The organism is Kocuria sp. ZOR0020 (assembly GCF_000800955.1).
In the GTDB taxonomy this organism is placed as follows: Bacteria; Actinomycetota; Actinomycetes; order Actinomycetales; family Micrococcaceae; genus Kocuria; species Kocuria subflava.
The window spans coordinates 1-17241 of sequence record NZ_JROX01000175.1; the positions used below are offsets into that span (position 1 = coordinate 1).

The following is a 17241-nucleotide window of genomic DNA, read 5'->3' on the forward strand; positions in this document are numbered from 1 at the left end:
AGCTCGATCCAGTGCTGCCACGTCCAGTCGATTGCGATCCGCAGCACGGCAGGCCAACGCCACCCCCGCTGTTTCATCCAGCAGCCCCAAGACGTGGGCCACGGATGGGCCCCAGGTGTCCAGATCCACCAGCGTCACCGCATGGCCAAGGGCAGCGATCTCGGCGGCCATGTTGACGGCCACGGTGCTGCGCCCCGGGGAGCCGTGCGGGCCCCAGACCACCACCACACCGGAGGCACCCGAGATCTCCGTGATCCCCTGACCGGAATCCTCCGCCGGGTCATCCACGTGCAGGTCTGCAGCCCAGCCGTTGCGCGACTCGGGCTCGCTCAGCTCGGGCCGCAGTGGTGCGGCATCGGAGGATCCACCTGCGGTTTCTTCCTGTGCCCACTGTTCAACCGTGGATTCCAGGGAGACTGATGGGGGTCGTTGACGCAACGGTTGGCTCTGGGCCCGTTGCCCCTCTTCCATCAGAATCTCTGCAGCTTCACGTGCGTCTGCATCAGCCGGGAGGAAGACCGCACCGAGTTCCACCAGGCGGTCGTCGTCGTGACCCTCCAGAACGGCCACCAGGGCTCGTGCCTGCTCCAAGGCCTCCATGGCCTCGGCACCGAACTGCTCGGCTCCTTCTGCCACGACGACGGCGCGCGCCAACCCTGAGCGGACCACGGCCAGCACTTCCACCAGGTCAGATGCTCGACGCACCAAGGTCACCGGACCGTGGAGGCGATCGATCTGGTGCGCCAGGAGATCTGCCGAAGGGCCCACACTGGTCAGTGGCAGACTCACCGGCCACCACCGATGTGCGGCACCACGGTGATCCGGGACTCCGTGGCCAAGGCATCCACCACATCCGAGACGTCGTCCTCTTCCACCAGGACCTGGGCCGTCATCTGCTGCCCGGCACCCAGTGTCCCTGTTGCCTGGTCCACGGAGGCCAGCTCTGCACCCTCAAGAATCTGCTCCGGTTCCGACCACCCACGCCCACTGGATTCGCGCTTGGAGACCCACAAATCCACGGAATCGCCGGCGCCCGTGCCTGCGGGCAGGGCCGTGTTGAGCGGAATCCCCATGGGCCGGCGCCCCAGATCTTGGGCCTCCCCCACGGATTCAGTGGGCACGAGTTGCCCACTGGGCACGCGGTCCACGATCACAGCACCGTCAGCCAGGTCGGTCGAACCGGGCAGGTAGGCCCCTTCTGTCCCCTCCAGCCTGACTTCAACTGTTCTGAAGTCTTCCTCCGAGACCCGTGTTCCGACGTCCAGGTCTCGGGCCGCCACTCGGTACTGCTCCGTGGTGCTGGTCAATGCCATGGTGGCGGTGGTTCCGGCGACCGCCGCCACCACCAGTCCCACCCCGATCAACAAGCGGGGTTCACGCCACCCGGGACGGCGGAACCTTCCCGAGGTGGGCGAAGCCGCGGTGCCCGAGTCTGTTCCAGCACCCCCGCGGGAAGAACTGCGGTTGCGTTGTTCACCGCCATATGAGTTCAGACCACTTGCGACCGGCACCCTGCTCATGTTTTGGAGTCATCGTGACGCAAACTGGCCTGCGGTTTCGAGGCCGTCGGTCAATCTGTGGACGAAGCATCTGCAACAAATCGCCAAAAGACCCGTTTGCATCAGAACCTGTGGATAACCCGGCACCTGGCTCAGGCAGTGGCACACTGGTTGGTGCCCCTGAATCGGGCACATCCATCACCGCCGGCACCTGCCCGGTCACCAAAGGAGCACGACGTGGCCGACGCCCAGTTCTACACACTCTCAGACGTGGCAGAGGTACTCAGCGCCTCCCCGGCACAGGTCCGCGCCATGGTGCGCTCCGGGGAACTGCCGGCCATCCAGATCGGCGGCCGAGGTCAATGGCGCGTACAGATCAGCGTGTTCGAGCAATGGGTGCAACAAAAGCATCAGGAGACCGCCCAGGCCGTACGCAGCGGGGTGGACATCGACTGACGCGGCTTCACTGCGCGCCGGAGTCCGCCACCACACACGCCAGTGCGCTGTAGGGAATCGTGCGCGCTGAACGCACCACCCGACGACGTCTGAATTCCTCCTGTGGGTGCAACGCCAGGTCCAAGTGGTCGCGCCCCGCCCGGTCCACAGTTCCTTCCAACACGGCTGTGGGGCCCGAACGCAAGTGAACCCTGGCACCCACGCGCGCCATGGCCAGCGCCCGCAGTGCGTGGGGCAGGCCGAGTCGGCGTCGCTGCTCCGGAGACTGACGGTGGAGGCCCAAACCTTCGACCCAGTCCACGGCATCCAGTGGCACCAGGATTTCATGGCCTGCATCCAGCAGCACGGTCCATCCCGCACCGGCCGAATCCACCACACCTTCCACCAATAGACCACCGCGCAAACTCATGCGGAGGTGCGAACCGCGATGGGCCGCGCAGCGGTCCTCCAGGAGAGCCTCAGCGGTCTCTGCTCTGGTCATCTCAGCTGCTTCGGCCTCCACGTCCCGGTAGCGCTGGGCCGCCAACTGCGCTTCCATGTCCGCAAAAAGGTCATCCCAGCGCATGGTCTCTGCTCCTCCGCACGTCTTCTCCGCGTCTTCCCCTGCCTTCCACTGGGGCCGGGGCCGCGTGCCGTCACTTTACGCCGCATCACGCCAGGCCGACGTCACATCCTTGACTGTGGCGCAGACATCACTCATGATCAACGCATGACGTCATTGAGCATCAAATGGCATCAAACAACACGGTTCGGCATCTGGCACAGGAAGACGAGATCATGACTCCTCAACCGGCACAGCGGTTCACGCCACCCACCACACCTGTCTGCCGCCGTCACGATCAGCTCGAGCAGCCGCAGCGGGCGCAGCCGCACCGTGGCGGCACATTGCCTTGTGTGTTGGGACTGGCAGCTGTGGGAGTACCCGTCATCACGGTCGCCTCCGCGCCGGCAGTGCAGGCAACACCCGTGGAGGTGCAGGCAATGCCCGTGACTGCGCCAGCCGCACCGCAGACCTCCTGGGCTGCCCAGAGCGGACTGAGTGCCACAGCGATCTCGGCACCCGAACTCGCAGTGCCACAACAGACCATGCAGGTTGCGGCGACCCCTGCCACCGCCACCGGAGAGACCTGGCAAGGCGGCAGCGGTGGGAACCTATCTCCCTTCTGGGATCCGGACTTCACGGCCCTGGGCCCCGGTCATGGATCCCCCACGGCCCCGGATTCGATCACAGCACCCACACCCCCATCACAGCGCGTGGTGGAGGGCACCGTGACGGTTCGTTCTGGGGAGTCCTTGTGGAGCCTGACCGCACAGCTGCTGGGTCCCGGCGCAACGGATGCGGAAGTGTCGGCCACATGGCCGCAGCTCTGGCAGGCCAATGCACATCACGTCACTGACCCGGACCTCCTGCAGCCGGGAACAGTCCTGGTTCTGCCCGACTCACTGGTCCCCAGCTGAAACGGGCGGTGAACGCAAGTCCGGCCCGCGTGCCCACCCCGTCATCAGACCCAGACGACTCAACCATTCCGGGAGCAGACCATGTCCATCATCGCTCGCAGTGAAGCCACACCACACAGACCCTCTGGCTACGTCTGGCGCAGCCAACAACGGGCCACCCCGGCACCAACATTCGCCCCAGGTGATGAACGCGAACGCGTCACGGCACTGTCACGTTCAATCGCGGTGGCCGCCTTGGAAGTCCTTCAAGGCACCAGACCCGCACAGCAGTTGGCACGCTGGACCACACAGGCGATAGTGGACAAGCTGCGGCGCCGAGCCGACCTGATGCAACAGCGCCGCCTCCTGGAGCCCGCAGGCGCACCCGTCCATGCAGCACACCAGCATTCGGAGGTACTGCGGCAACGGGTCTGCCACGTGGACGACGGCATCTACGAGGTCGCCCTGGTGGTCCGCGACGACGCCCGCACCCGCGCCGTGGTTCTGCGTGTGGAACGTCCGGAGCGCGCCTGGCGCATCACGGTGTTGGACATCGGGTGAGGTCGGTCAGGAACGCTTCTTCCTACGCCTCTTGGCCGCAGCTTCCGCTGCGCGACGTTCCGCTCGGGAACGGTGTTGCTGCGGAGCCTGGTCATCGCCCGAAAGGGAGGCAGCATCGTGGTCAGAGGAGCCCCGCTGCGGGTCAGCTGTGTCCGTCACCTCTGCTGAAGAATCGGCATCACTGGCGGCGGAGTCTGAACCACCGGCGGCCGAATCTGAACCAGATTGTTGGTCAGCCGGAACCGTGGTGTTGGGCTCCGTGTGCACATCAACCTCGCCCTCTTCACCGGGGGCAGAGAACTGCAGGAACTTGGGCTGCTTGGGCACGCTGACCTTCACGGCACCACCTGCCCCGGCCCTCTGCTTGGAGAGATCCAGGTTGAACAGGTAGGCCACCGTCTCCTCACGGATGCCGCCCATCATGGTTTCGTACATGGTGAAGCCCTCGCGCTGGTACTCCACCAGCGGATCGCGCTGCGCCATGGCTCGCAGGCCGATGCCGTCCTTGAGGTAGTCCATCTCGTACAGGTGCTCCGGCCAGCGGCGTCCCAACACGGAGAGCAGAACACGACGTTCCAGGTTGCGCATGGTCTCCGAACCCACGGATTCCTCGCGCTCCTCATAGATCACCTTGGCATCGGAGACGATCTGCTCACGCAGGAATGAGGTGGTCAGCTTTTCACGGCCGCCGGCCTCCTCAATCAGTTCCTGAGAGGCCACGCCCACGGGGTAGACCGATCCCAGTGCCTCCCACATCCCGTCCAGGTCCCAGTCCTCAGGGTGGCCCTCACGGGTGCGGTCCACCACGATCGAGCCCACCACTTCCGTCAGGAACTGCTGGATCTGATCCTGCAGGTCATCCCCCTCCAGGATCCGACGACGGTCCGTGTAGATGGCCTTGCGCTGGCGATTCAAAACGTCGTCGTACTTCAACACGTTCTTGCGCTGCTCAGTGTTGCGGCCTTCCACCTGGTTCTGGGCCGAGGCGATGGCACGGGAGACGATCTTGAACTCCAGAGCAGTGTCATCAGCGGCGTTGGCCATCAGGCGGGCCGCCCCACCGGCGTTGAACAACCGCATGAGGTCATCGGTCAGGGACAGATAGAACCGGGACTCACCGGGATCCCCCTGACGCCCGGAACGGCCACGCAACTGGTTGTCGATGCGTCGTGACTCGTGGCGTTCGGTGCCCAGCACGTAGAGTCCGCCCAGGTCCAGAACTTCCTGGTGCTCGTCACCGATCTCCAGTTCTGCCTCGGCCAGCACCGCCGGCCAGGCGGCTTCATAGCCTTCGCGGTCACGCTCAGGGTCCAGGCCCTTTTCCTTCATGCGCTCAATGGCCATGGCCTCGGCGTTGCCGCCCAGGATGATGTCCGTACCGCGCCCAGCCATGTTGGTGGCCACGGTGACCGCGCCCTTACGCCCCGCCTGGGCCACGATCGCGGCTTCCCGTGCGTGGTTCTTGGCGTTGAGCACCTCGTGCCGGACGCCGCGCTTGGCCAACAGCTTGGAGAGGTATTCGGACTTCTCCACGGAGGTGGTACCCACCAGAACCGGCTGACCGGTCTTGTGACGTTCCTCGATGTCCTGGACCACGGCTGCGAACTTCAGGATTTCGTTCTTGTAGACCAGGTCGGTCTTGTCCTGACGCACCATGGGCTTGTTGGTGGGGATGGCCACCACACCCAGTTCGTAGGTGTTCATGAACTCGGCAGCTTCAGTCTCCGCCGTGCCGGTCATGCCCGCCAGCTTGTTGTAGAGGCGGAAGTAGTTCTGCAACGTGACCGTTGCCATGGTCTGGTTCTCGGGCTTGATCTCCACCTTTTCCTTGGCCTCGATGGCCTGGTGAACACCCTCGTTGTAGCGCCGGCCCGCCAGGATGCGGCCCGTGTGCTCGTCCACGATCTGGACTTCGCCCTTCATGACCACGTAGTCCTTGTCCCGTTGGAACAATTCCTTGGCCTTCAGAGCGTTGTTCAGGAACCCGATCAGAGGGGTGTTGGCGGTGTCATAGAGGTTCTCGATCCCCAGCCAGTCCTCCACCTTGTCAATGCCGGTTTCCAGCACGGACACGGTGCGCTTCTTCTCGTCAGCCTCGTAGTCCTTGTCCAGCTCCAGGCGCTGCACCAGGTTGGCAAACACGGAGTACCACCGGTTGGCATCCCCTGAAGCCGGGCCGGAAATGATCAGAGGGGTTCGGGACTCGTCAATCAGAATCGAGTCGACCTCATCGACAATCGCAAAGTTGTGGCCACGCTGGACCAGTTCATCCACGCTCCACGCCATGTTGTCGCGCAGGTAGTCGAATCCGAATTCGTTGTTGGTGCCGTAAGTGATGTCTGCCGCGTAGTGCTTGCGCCGGGTGGCGGGATCCTGACCGGAGAGGATGGTTCCTGTTTCCAGGCCCAGGAAACGGTAGACGCGCCCCATCTGCTCGGCCTGGGATTCCGCCAGGAAGTCGTTGACGGTCACCACGTGAACGCCCTTGCCGGAGAGTGCATTCAGATATGCGGGTGCGGTGGCCACCAGGGTTTTGCCCTCACCGGTTTTCATCTCGGCAATGTTGCCCAGGTGCAACGCCGCACCACCCATGAGCTGAACGTCGTAATGGCGCTTGCCCAATGTCCTGGAGGAGGCTTCGCGGACCACCGCAAAAGCTTCCGGAAGGATTCGGTCCAAGGATTCACCGTCAGCCACGCGAGCGCGGAACGCATCCGTTTCGGCCTGCAGTTCGGCATCGGAGAACTCGCGATATCCGTCTTCCAGCGAGTTGATCGCGTCCGCGTAGTCCTTCAGGCGCTTCAGCACCTTCTTGTCCCCGGTCCGGAGCACCTTCTCCAGGATTGAGGCCACGTGCTCACGCTCCTTGTGAATCTGTTGGGTTCATGCTGTTCAGCCGCCGGTTGGCAGCCAGGTCATCCGATTCAGTGTACGTCAGTGAACACAGCAACGGTGCGGGGAGCTCCACCCTCCCCGCACCGCGCGCGATCACTGCAAATGCGTCTGACTAGCTGGTTTGGTAGGCGCGAGCCGGCTCGGACTCCGTGCTGGTGACATCGGCACTGAGTCCGATCACACCGTATTCCCAGCCCTTACGCCGGTAAGCCACGGACGGCTCACCAGTTTCAGAGTCCACGAACAGGTAGAAGTCGTGGCCGACCAATTCCATGCGGTCCACGGCCTGGTCCACGGTCATGCGCTCCTCCGGGAACCGCTTGCGGCGGATCTCCACGGGCGGAACGTCATCTTCCAGGGGGTAATCGGTGTCAAATGCCTCGGTCTCTGCTGCGGCGAGTTCATCCGCAGAGGCGAACAGAGGACCGTCGGAGGCCACCACGGGCAATGCTGCCGTGGCTTCCGAAACGGCGGTGGGCCGGTGGTTGCCACGGTGGACCTTGCGGCGGTCCCGGGCTCGGCGCAGCTGTTCGATCAGCTTGGCGTAGGCCTCGTCGAAAACCGCAAATTTGTCGTCCCCGCGGGCTTCCGCGCGGACCACGGGGCCGCGTCCGATCACGGTGGTCTCCACGCGCATGCCGTCCCGACCGGGGGTGGGGTTGTCCTTGACAACCTTGATCTCGATCCTTTGGACCCTGTCACCCAGTTCCTCGAACTTCACGACCTTTTCGGCCACGTATTCCTTGAACCGTTCCGGCACGCTGACGTTACGTCCCTGGACGATGAGCTCCATGGTGTCCTCCAGTCTGACTGGTAGATGTGGAGATCAGGCGGGTGCTGATCCCCACCCCGGGAGGCTGTCCCGGTAGCGTTCACGTTACCTTGATCACACCAGTAATTCATCTTGTGAGCCGGTGCGGCATCCACTTCACACAGACTTCTGAGACGCAGCACCCGTCACCTCCAGCGTGGGTGTGTTTGCAGCCGCCAGAACCACCGCACCCAACACCGTGGCACCGGCCTCCTCCAGGGTGCGTCGAGCCCGGTTCAGGGTGGCACCGGTGGTCACGACGTCGTCCACCAGAATCACCCGGGTCGGCCGACGCCGCCCGGCAGATCGGTCGCCACGTCCTTGCACCACACGGAAGGGCGGCTTCCCGGTCACGGCGCGTTGGTCAGCAGTCTTGAACTTCTGGGCCTGCCCGCCACCCGCTGTGCGCACCCGCCCCGCCAGGCTGCGCAGGCTGCCGCCAGGATCACAACTGGTGTGCGCCAACCACGGCACACAGTGCACGTCAGGATTCACGGTTGCCTCCACATCCACAGCCCCCAGCAGCACTTTCACGGGATCAAACCAACGACGACGCAGCGCCGTGGCTGAACTCGGAACCCGCACCAACTCCACCGGTTGAAAGGCCCCGCCGGAGGGGTCTAAACCGATCGCAGCCCGTAACGCCCTGGCCAGCACCGAAGACAAGGTGGTGGTCAAATCAGTTCTGCCTGCTTGCTTGAAGGCCAGCAGACAGGTGGCCAGCTCATGTTCGTAACGACCCGCCGCCACAATCGGCAACCCTTGGGCATGACGGGCAGGGTGTTCCACACGGCGGGGGTGCACGGTGGTTCGGCTCAGAAGTCGACGACACGGCGCACACAACGTGGCGGCAGGGGCACGGCAGACCGCACATTCCACCGGGATTACCACTTCCAGGGCTTCACCCATGGCCGAGAGCACCGTTGCAGCCGCACGGTCCATACGGCGTGCCCAGTTCTGAGCAGCTGAACCGGCGCCGGTAGCGTGTGGCAGATCCAGACCAGCGGGTGGCAGATCCAGGCCAGCGGGCGGACGCGGGCCAGGACGTAGGTGCTTCCGGGCTACCGGGGGCGCCTTGTGGGGTGGATCTCCAGCGTGCATGACTCAAGGATCGTCGTCGTGAGGCGCGGTGGGCACCCAGACCGACAAACTGTGGAGGGCGGCCGGAGGGACCGCGGGACCAACCCCGGTGTGGAGCACCGGTCACGGGACCCGCAGCGCCGATCCCTGTAGCCGTGGCACCAACACCGAAGCGGCAGCCCCGACTACTGAACCGGCAGTATCAACAACTGAAGCGGCTGCAACACGGCGGTCAGCCGGCGAACGCGGTGGACTCCACCGATTCACTCTGCAGGGACCACGACTCCCCCGTGAGCATGCGCAGCTGACCGTCCGTGACCACAAAAATCTCCGAGTCTCCGTTGCCTCCGGAGATCCCTTCAACCCCGCCTTCCAAGAACGGGAGGTCACGGTAGCGCCCGGAGACGTCGTACAGGCGTGGTGCAGCGCTGCGGTCCGTGATGGTGGCGGCCACAAACTGCGATTCACTGATCCAACGGGCATCGCCCATCATGGCGGCCCCCTGCCCGGAGTCCACCACGTAGGGCTCATTGAGGGATTCGGGGGTACCGTCTGAATCGCGACGAACACCGCTGATCAAAATTTGAGACGAGTCACCGTCTGCCACCACCAAGAGAGCACGAGTGCCGTCCCTTGAAATCTTCAGGGAGGTCACGGTCCGCCCATCCAACCAGTCTGCGTCCACGGTCACGGGATCGGCATCAGGCTGGGCGATTTCCACTGCCCGGATCTGACCGGATTGATCACCTGACCACACCCATCCGTCGGTGTCCACGGACGGTGCCGTCAGGCCCGTGCCCGTGAACCGCTCCGCGGGCTCCGGCTGGAACGTGGAGAAAGTCACCAGTTCCGACTGGTTCTGGGTCAGGGCTGCGAACTCGTTGGTGTCCCGGTTCATGGCGGGATCACTGGGGTCCGAGCCCACCAGGGCTTGGGAAACCTCCGGGACCGGGCTGGACTGGCCACCTTGTTGGAACACCAGTTGGTCCCCGTCCAAACCGATCTGGCGCCCGGGTACTTCTTGGGGATCGGTGGAAAGCATCTCCTGATTGCTGGAACCGAGATCGATCTGCCCACCGCCTGCCAGGAAATCAACACGATCCACGTTGTCCAGTGCCAGCAGGGTCAGGATCAACTGGGAGTACATCTCCCGGTTGGTGGCAACGTCCAAGGCGCTGTAATTGGGGACGTTCAGTGACACCGTCGCGGTGCCGTCCTGAACAGGGACGGAGGCCCCCTCGAGTTCCGCATCTGCCGGGTAGGCCGAGGTCACGGCGGACTCCAGGTAAGGAGCGGGCCCTGCCAACAGGGCTCGAACCAGGGATGTGGACACTCCGGGGCGGTCCGGGAACCAGCGTGGGTCCGGAACCACCGTTTCACCGTCAGGGGCCAGGAAGTAGAGGTTGTGGGGTCGGTATAGCTCGTTGAGGTTGGAGGCAGGGATCAACACACCGTCCGGCACATCAGAAATTCGCCACTGGCCGTCCACCTGGGTCAGTTCAACGTCCATGGCCTCGCTGGACCCGGCCTCTTGACGCTGCATGATCCCGGTGTCACCGATCAACGCCCGCGCGTCAACGCTGACCCGCACCTGGTCGTCTTCAAGACCTTGTTGGATCCCGGCAGCCCCTGAGAAGACCACCGTGCGGGCGTCAGGACGCCATGTGGAGGCCAAATCGGGGGTCAGGAACTGGCGGGCCACACCGTAGTCGTTTTCCTGACCCGCCCCGGCCGCCAGGAATCCGCGCACGATCTCCTCCTGGGACATGCCGTCCTCAGGTCCTGCCACCGTGGACTCCGCAGTGGTTTCCGTGGCCGTGGCCACCGGTGGTTCCACCTGGTGGACAGGGCCCGATGTGGGAATAGTGGCGCATCCGGAGATCACCAGTCCCATGGTGAGAACAGCACCACTCCACCGAGTGGCGGTGGACACGCTGCGTGCGCGCCGGTTCTGGTCTTCAGTGCTCACGGGTATCCCCCGTCTGCTCGGTCGCGTGGGTGGCCTCGGTGCCACCCCTGGCCTCAGGCGCGTCACCAGAAACGTCAGGGGTGCCCGTAGAGTCTGCCCAGGTGGCTTCCCGGAATGTCGGCAACTCACCGGTGTCATCCAGATAGAGGTCCTCATAGGCCTCATCCAGATCGTCGTAGGACTCATCCAATTCGTCGTAAGTCTTATTGAGCTTGTCGTAAGTCTTGTTCAATTCGTCGTAAGTCTTATTGAGGCCGTCGTCAGTCGTATTCAATTCGTCGTGAGTCTGATCCGCATCGCCGTTGGCCTCACCGGAGGACACGTCCACTGGATCGATGGAAACCGCGCTCGGGCGCATTTCCTCCGCCTCTGACAGATACGTCCCGCCCACACCCGTCTGGCTGACCTCGGCAGTGGTCAGGAACTCGCCACCGATGGCCGGACGCAACACCGGATGGCGTGCCGCAGGACCGTCCAGCCCCGCAGCATCCAGAACGCTGGGCCCCGACGACCGCTGGGGTTGGGGCTCAGCTGAGGAAAGATCCAAGCCGCCGCCAACAGCCGCATGGGCGTCAGGCCCGGAGCCACCGGCCGGTGTGGCGTCGGCTGAACCGTCAACGCGGTCATCACCGGGAGCTTCGAGTTCCTCCGCATCAGTCCGCTCCGTATCGCCCACCACGGGAATGGAATCCGTGACGGGCGCAATCACGGAATCTCGGTCCAGCGGTACGGCCGCAAACGTTCCGGTGTCCGTGACCACAGCCACCGACGGCAGCTCGTCATCCTGGGGCGGCAGCTCCACGGGACTGACGTCGTCGTCGTTCAGCGGCCGCGAGCGCAGCAGCGGCAACGTGAGGCGGAAGCACGCGCCCTCCCCCGGTTCACCCCAGGCATCCAGGCGCCCGCCGTGCAGACGGGTGTCCTCCACGGCAATGGACAGGCCCAGGCCGGTGCCACCAGTGGTTCGGGCACGGGCGGGGTCGGCTCGCCAGAACCGGTCAAAGACCTTACGGGTCTGCTCCTCGGTCATCCCGATCCCGTGGTCCCGCACAGCAATCCCCACGGCGACGTCCGAGGCGCGAACCACGACGTCGGTCGGCCGCCCCTCCCCATGTTCCAGGGCGTTGACCAGCAAATTGCGCAGGATTCGGTCGATACGCCGCTGGTCCATCTGCACAATGCAGCGCTGGAGGTCAGAGTGCACGCGGACCACGGAGCCGTTGTTGGCGGCCAACGGAGCTGTGGCTTCCAGGACCTCGTTGACCAGGGCAAAGATGTTGGTCCCGGAAATGTCCAGGCGCGCGGCACCGGCATCGAACCGGGAGATCTCCAGGAGATCCGCCAGGAGGGTGTCGAACCGGTCCACCTGGTTGTAGAGCAGCTCTGCAGAACGGCGGTTGACTGGATCAAAGTCTTCGCGCGCGTTGTGCAGGACCTCCGCCGCCATGCGCACGGTGGTCAACGGGGTGCGCAGCTCGTGCGAGACGTCCGAGACAAAGGTCTGTTGCATGCTGGAGAGTCGCTCCAGACGGGTGATCTGGTCCTCCAGGTTGTCCGCCATGCGGTTGAAGGACCGGCCCAGACGAGCCACCTCATGTGAACCCTCAACCTCCATGCGCACGCCCAGGTTGCCATCTGCCAAGGACTCGGAGACTCGCGCGGTGGTGGAGACCGGGCGGACCACTTCCCGGGTCACGTAACCCACCACGCCGGAAACCAACAGTGCCTGAACCAAGGTGGAGAGGATCAGCACGGCGTGGATGGCATCCAAGGTCTGCTGGGGTTGGGAGAAGTCATTGACCAGGTACAACCCGTAGCGAGCCCCTGGTTGTGGCTCCACCACCTTGCCCACGATGACCACGGGCACGGGCACTCCGCCGTCCTCCAGGCGCACGGAGGAGGACTGCCAGTACGTCCCGGCATCCCCGGCCACCCGGTTCTGTAGGTCCTGTGGCACCGTGGCGGAGGTCATCCAGTCACTTTCCGCCTGGGCCGGCAACAGACTCTGTCCGGTGCTGGAGGACAACGGAATCAGCAACCAGCGCCGCTGGCTGGTGGAGGTGTCCGAGTCCAAGGCGTCCAATGTGGCGGTGACCAAGGTTTGCAGCTGATCCCGGTCTGCGGCATCGGAAGCATCAAAATTGGCCTGGACCTGGGTGAAGTCGGTTTCCGACTGGGTGAGCACCTGCTCCAGACGATCGTTGAACAAGCGTTCGGAGATCTGGTGGGACAGGAACGCACCAGTCACCAGGAAGATCACCAACGCGCCGATCATGGCAATGGTGACGGCACGGAACTGCAGCGATTGTCGCCACCGCCGTACCAGCAGGGCCAGTCGGAAGCGCAGCACCGTCAACGGGCCGCGACGACGACCAGGTGCCCCTGAGCTGGTGGCGCCATCACGCCGATTCGCGCGCCCGGCAGCACGAGCCACCTGATTGCGGGCAGACTGAGCCGCAGTGTGCTCGGTGTCCAGCACACTCTGGTCCACGGTGGGTCCAGCGCCCGCAGGTTCAAGGTCTGTGCGTTCAGTCATGGCGGTGATGCGGATTCACGTGGTGCGGGTCCTCAAAGACAGGCGGCCTACGGCCCGTCAGGTCAGTGACGCTCAGGGTGCCCGGCGCGGTATCCCACACCACGCACGGTGACCACAATTTGTGGGTTCTCCGGATCGCGTTCCACCTTGGAGCGCAGGCGCTGCACGTGGACGTTGACCAAGCGAGTGTCCGCTGCGTGCTGGTAGCCCCAGACTTCGCGCAACAGCATCTCCCGTGAGAACACCTGTTCGGGGGCGCGTGCCAAGGTGGCCAGCAACTCGAACTCCAACGGAGTCAGAGGGATCTCCTGCTGGCCGCGAGTCACACGATGGCCGGTGATGTCAATGGAGACGTCCCCGACAACAAGTTCGTTGCTGGTGGCACGCGATCCCGGACGCAGACGTGCCTTCACACGTGCCAGCAACTCGGCCGGTTTGAACGGCTTGGGAATGTAGTCATCCGCACCTGCCTCCAGGCCCCGGACCACATCCTCCGTGTCCGACTTGGCGGTAAGCATCACGATTGAGGTGTCAGAGGTGGCTCGGATCTCACGGCAGATCTGAATACCGTCCTTGCCCGGCAGCATCAGATCCAGCAGCACCAGATCCGGCTCGGAATCATGGAAGGCCTGGACCGCCTGGGCACCGTCAGCGCAGAAAATCGTCTGATAGTTCTCCGCGTTGAGGATGATGCCGATCATTTCCGCCAGGGCGTCGTCGTCGTCAACCACCAGGATGCGCGCGTTCACGTCTTCTCCATCCACTTCCGTCATCGGGTCCTTGACCGGGTCCGGGCCTTGGTCACGCCCGGAGTGTTGCAACGGCCGGTGGGGCCGTCCTGCTAGGCATGTTCTCATGCCTCCACAGCGGTTTGGTGCAGTCCGTGGGCCAGGTCCGTCGAGAGTTTCAAGGTTCGGCGCACCTGGGCCGGGGAGCAATCTGTCAAGCCCACGGAGGGAGCCACGGTGAGCTGATCCAGCTGTGCCGAGGGCAATCCCAGGCTGTGCCAGGGCCCGGTGATGCTGCGTACCAACTCACCGGTGCGCACCCGCGCCCTGCCGCGATGGTCCTGCGCAGCCGCGTGAAGCAGTTCCGGAACCAGCAGACCGAGCGCCATGCCACTTTCCACCGATGCTGCCAGGGGTTCCCAGACCCACGGATCCGGGCCTGGTCGCTCCACCACCAGGCGATCGGCGACGTCGTGATCCACGGTGCGCGGATCCTCCCCCATGGGGAACACGATCTCCACGGTGGCACCCATCTGCCGGGCAGCCTCCGTGACGGCACGCAAGCTCTGCAAGGCCTCCGGGCGCGGGACGGCACGCAGGGTTCTGTAGCCGCTGGCGGTGGGAACCTGTCCCTGGACCACCCGCGTGAATTGCGGTTCGTTCAACCGAAGCACCACCGGACGCCCGTCCACGGCCGCAGCCACGGACGGCAACCAGGCGGTGAGGCCATCAGCCATTGCCGCCGTGACGTCACGGCGGGCACCGTGATCCTGTAGCACCCGTTCCCCGTTGTGAAGGTGCAGTTCAGCGGCCAGGGTGACCGGACCGGTGATCTCCACGGTGACAGGGCCACGATCCCCTGTGCTTTCTGCACCCACCACGTCAGCCAAGGCGTTGACGTCACTGGCCAGCAAGGATTCGGCCGCCCGAGACTCTTTGCCGGGATGGCGGGTCAGCCTCCAACCGTGCGGCTGAAGATCGCACCACAATTCCGTCAGGACGCTGACCGTTCGCGGGGCGGTGCCCGCGGTGTCGGAACGGTTGGTGAGGATCGGCAGTACGCTGCGATGCGGAGCCCCCAGTTCCCCACGCAGCACGGTGAGGGTCTCCACCATGTCCGTACCGGGCAGCTGCGCCAGTACCGTGGCGCGCGTTTGATGGGTTTCCCGCTCGAGCGTGTCAGTCATGGGAACCGGTGCGCAGTTCCTCGGCAATGCGTTCGTGACGTTGGATGACTTCACTGATGATGAAGTTCAGGATCTTCTCCGCGAACTCGGGATCAAGCTGTGCCTCCGCAGCCAGCGTCCGCAGACGTTCGATCTGCCGCTGTTCACGCTCCGGATCACCGGCGGGAAGGTTGTTCACTGCCTTCAACTCCCCCACCCGCTGGGTGGCCTTGAACCGCTCGGCAAGCACCCCCACCAGCACAGCATCCAGGTTGTCAATGGTGCCGCGGATGGAACGCAGTTCCACCAAGGCGGCATCCGTGGCGGTCTGGGTGCTGTCCTGGGAATGGTTCATGCAGAAAATCCTAAGTCAGCGGGTACACCGGCGCGTGCGGTGTTGATGGTGGCCTGTCCCAGCACACGGGTTCCGTGGTAGACCACGGCAGACTGGCCCGGGGCCACACCGGAGAGCGGCTCATCCAGCACCATCACCAGTTCCGTACGGAAGGCTCGGTCCTGATCGCCAAGTGGGTGGGTGTCCGGATCCAGCACAGTTTCCAACCAGGCCGTGGCCGGCAGCGAGTCCCCGTGGGCCCGCACCTGCACCTCCACACGGATGCTTGACGACGACGCCCCCACCGCCTGCTCCTCATCCATGAACTGGTGGAACACCGCCACGGGTTGGCCGGCCCAGGAGGCACGGATGCCTCGAATGGTGCGCACTGCCAGGTCTGCCTTGGGGCCCACCACCACCTCGTTGGTCTTGGGGCGGATCTCCAGGACAAAACGTGGTTTGCCATCCGGTGCTGGTCGCCCGATCTTCAGGCCCTTGCGCTGTCCAACCGTGTAGGCCAGAGCGCCGTCGTGCTCCCCCAGATCTGCGCCTTCTGCATCCAGGATGCGCCCGGGTTCCATCTCAATGCGTTCTGCCAACCACCCGCGGGTGTCCCCGTCCGGGATGAAGCAGATGTCATGCGAATCCGGCTTGGCGGCCACGGACAGGCCGCGTCGAGCGGCCTCCTCACGCACCAGTGCCTTGGACGGGGTGTCACCCAAGGGAAACATGCAGTGGTTGAGCTGCTGCTCATTGAGCACACCCAACACGTAGGACTGGTCCTTGGCATCCTCCGCCGCACGGTGCAGCTGGGGGTGACCATCCACGGTCACCACATTGGCGTAATGGCCCGTGCACACCGCATCGAATCCGAGTGCCATGGCCTTCTCCAGGAGGGCCGCGAACTTGATCTTCTCGTTGCAGCGCAGGCACGGATTGGGGGTGCGCCCCGCGGCGTACTCGGCCACGAAGTCATCCACCACGTCTTCCTTGAACCGCTCGGAGAAGTCCCACACGTAGAACGGGATGCCCAGTTTCTCCGCCGCGCGCCAGGCGTCATTGGAATCCTCCACGGTGCAACACCCCCGGGAACCGGTGCGCAACGTGCCCGGCATCCGGTTCAGGGCCAGGTGCACTCCTGTGACGTCATGGCCGGCCTCGACGGCGCGGGCGGCGGCGACTGCGGAGTCGACACCTCCGGACATGGCTGCGAGCACTCGCACGGGATTCTCCTGAAACTCATTCGGGGTGAAACGGGGAGCCGGTTCTTCAAGACAGACGGCCCTAGTGCAACGTCGAAACCTGACCGGCCATTCCCGCGGATTTGGCCCGCGCGTAGACCTGAGGGAGCGCGGCCAGGAGGGCGTCGACGTCGTCGTCGGTGGAGCCGTGGCCCAAGGTGAAGCGTTGTGCGCCGCGGGCGGTGTCCTCATCCAGGCCCAGTGCCAGCAGCACCGTGGAGGGTCTGGGGACTCCGGCCGAGCAGGCCGAGCCGGTGGAGGTGGCAAATCCTGCGGCATCCAACAGGAACAGCAGGGAGTCACCTTCCGCGCCCGGGAAGGTGAAGTGGGCATTGTTGGGCAGCCTTGTGCCCACATGATCGAAGTCCTGAGGCCCGCGCAAGACAGCCTGTGGCACGGCTTGAAGAACTCCGCGGATCAGGCGGTCCCGCAACGTGGCCATGCGCTCAGCCTCAACGGTCAGTTCCCGGGTGACGGCACGGGCGGCGGCGGCAAAGGCTGCCGCACCGGCTGCGTCCAGGGTTCCCG

General features: G+C 64.5%; 16 protein-coding genes. 3 read left to right on the forward strand and 13 right to left on the reverse strand.

Features of this window, described 5'->3' with window-relative positions; translation table 11 throughout:
- Both L979_RS10620 and L979_RS10625 read right to left on the reverse strand, forming a co-directional pair.
- The coding region (locus tag L979_RS10620) for a P-loop NTPase (RefSeq protein ID WP_047692185.1) at positions 1–789 on the reverse strand (789 nt) is incomplete at its 3' end.
- Entirely contained in the window at positions 786–1367 is a 582-nt protein-coding gene (locus L979_RS10625; RefSeq protein WP_197052136.1) for an SAF domain-containing protein, read from the reverse strand. The genes L979_RS10625 and L979_RS10620, both read right to left, overlap by 4 nt.
- Before the next feature lie 369 nt (positions 1368–1736).
- Between L979_RS10625 and L979_RS10630 the strand changes: the two genes are divergently transcribed.
- The gene (locus L979_RS10630; RefSeq protein WP_047692186.1) at positions 1737–1955 is read left to right on the forward strand and encodes a helix-turn-helix domain-containing protein; all 219 of its coding nucleotides are present in this window, start codon (positions 1737–1739) and stop codon (positions 1953–1955) included.
- A gap of 7 nt (positions 1956–1962) precedes the next feature.
- Here L979_RS10630 and L979_RS10635 read toward each other — a convergent pair whose 3' ends face one another.
- The gene (locus L979_RS10635; RefSeq protein WP_047692187.1) at positions 1963–2520 is read right to left on the reverse strand and encodes a hypothetical protein; all 558 of its coding nucleotides are present in this window, start codon (positions 2518–2520) and stop codon (positions 1963–1965) included.
- A gap of 164 nt (positions 2521–2684) precedes the next feature.
- Here L979_RS10635 and L979_RS14730 point away from each other — a divergent pair, with 164 nt between their 5' ends.
- Positions 2685–3413, forward strand: a complete 729-nt coding sequence (locus L979_RS14730) for a LysM peptidoglycan-binding domain-containing protein (protein ID WP_052209800.1) — start codon at positions 2685–2687, stop codon at positions 3411–3413.
- 81 nt (positions 3414–3494) lie between these two features.
- Positions 3495–3953: an Rv3235 family protein gene (locus L979_RS10645; protein ID WP_047692188.1), complete on the forward strand. Its 459-nt coding sequence runs from the start codon at positions 3495–3497 to the stop codon at positions 3951–3953.
- A 6-nt stretch (positions 3954–3959) separates the two neighbouring features.
- On the opposite strand, the gene secA is transcribed toward L979_RS10645, so the two are convergent.
- The 10 genes from secA to L979_RS10695 form a co-directional block, all read right to left on the reverse strand.
- Complete coding sequence (secA, locus tag L979_RS10650; RefSeq protein WP_047692189.1) at positions 3960–6806, reverse strand: preprotein translocase subunit SecA; 2847 nt, start codon at positions 6804–6806, stop codon at positions 3960–3962.
- Positions 6807–6960: 154 nt separating this feature from the next.
- Positions 6961–7641, reverse strand: coding sequence for a ribosome hibernation-promoting factor, HPF/YfiA family (gene hpf, locus L979_RS10655; RefSeq protein ID WP_047692190.1), 681 nt, complete (start codon positions 7639–7641; stop codon positions 6961–6963).
- Positions 7642–7776: 135 nt separating this feature from the next.
- Positions 7777–8601, reverse strand: a complete 825-nt coding sequence (locus tag L979_RS10660; protein WP_052209801.1) for a ComF family protein — start codon at positions 8599–8601, stop codon at positions 7777–7779.
- Positions 8602–8971: 370 nt separating this feature from the next.
- Positions 8972–10708 (reverse strand): LpqB family beta-propeller domain-containing protein, encoded by a 1737-nt coding sequence (locus L979_RS10665; protein ID WP_052209802.1) that lies wholly within the window; start codon positions 10706–10708, stop codon positions 8972–8974.
- Entirely contained in the window at positions 10698–13244 is a 2547-nt protein-coding gene (gene mtrB, locus L979_RS16985) for an MtrAB system histidine kinase MtrB (protein ID WP_081994312.1), read from the reverse strand. The genes L979_RS10665 and mtrB overlap by 11 nt, the downstream gene beginning before the upstream one ends.
- A gap of 62 nt (positions 13245–13306) precedes the next feature.
- A complete protein-coding gene (gene mtrA / locus L979_RS10675) occupies positions 13307–13993 on the reverse strand; it encodes an MtrAB system response regulator MtrA (RefSeq protein WP_047692199.1) in 687 nt (228 codons plus the stop codon).
- Between the two features lie 104 nt (positions 13994–14097).
- Positions 14098–15159, reverse strand: a complete 1062-nt coding sequence (locus tag L979_RS10680; protein ID WP_052209803.1) for a hypothetical protein — start codon at positions 15157–15159, stop codon at positions 14098–14100.
- On the reverse strand, positions 15152–15493 hold the full coding sequence (locus L979_RS10685; protein ID WP_047692191.1) for a chorismate mutase: 342 nt from the start codon (positions 15491–15493) through the stop codon (positions 15152–15154). Before L979_RS10685 ends, L979_RS10680 begins: the two co-directional genes overlap by 8 nt.
- On the reverse strand, positions 15490–16695 hold the full coding sequence (gene mnmA, locus L979_RS10690) for a tRNA 2-thiouridine(34) synthase MnmA (RefSeq protein ID WP_047692192.1): 1206 nt from the start codon (positions 16693–16695) through the stop codon (positions 15490–15492). The genes L979_RS10685 and mnmA overlap by 4 nt, the downstream gene beginning before the upstream one ends.
- Before the next feature lie 61 nt (positions 16696–16756).
- A partial coding sequence (locus L979_RS10695; RefSeq protein ID WP_047692193.1) for an aminotransferase class V-fold PLP-dependent enzyme occupies positions 16757–17241 on the reverse strand: 485 nt, incomplete at its 5' end.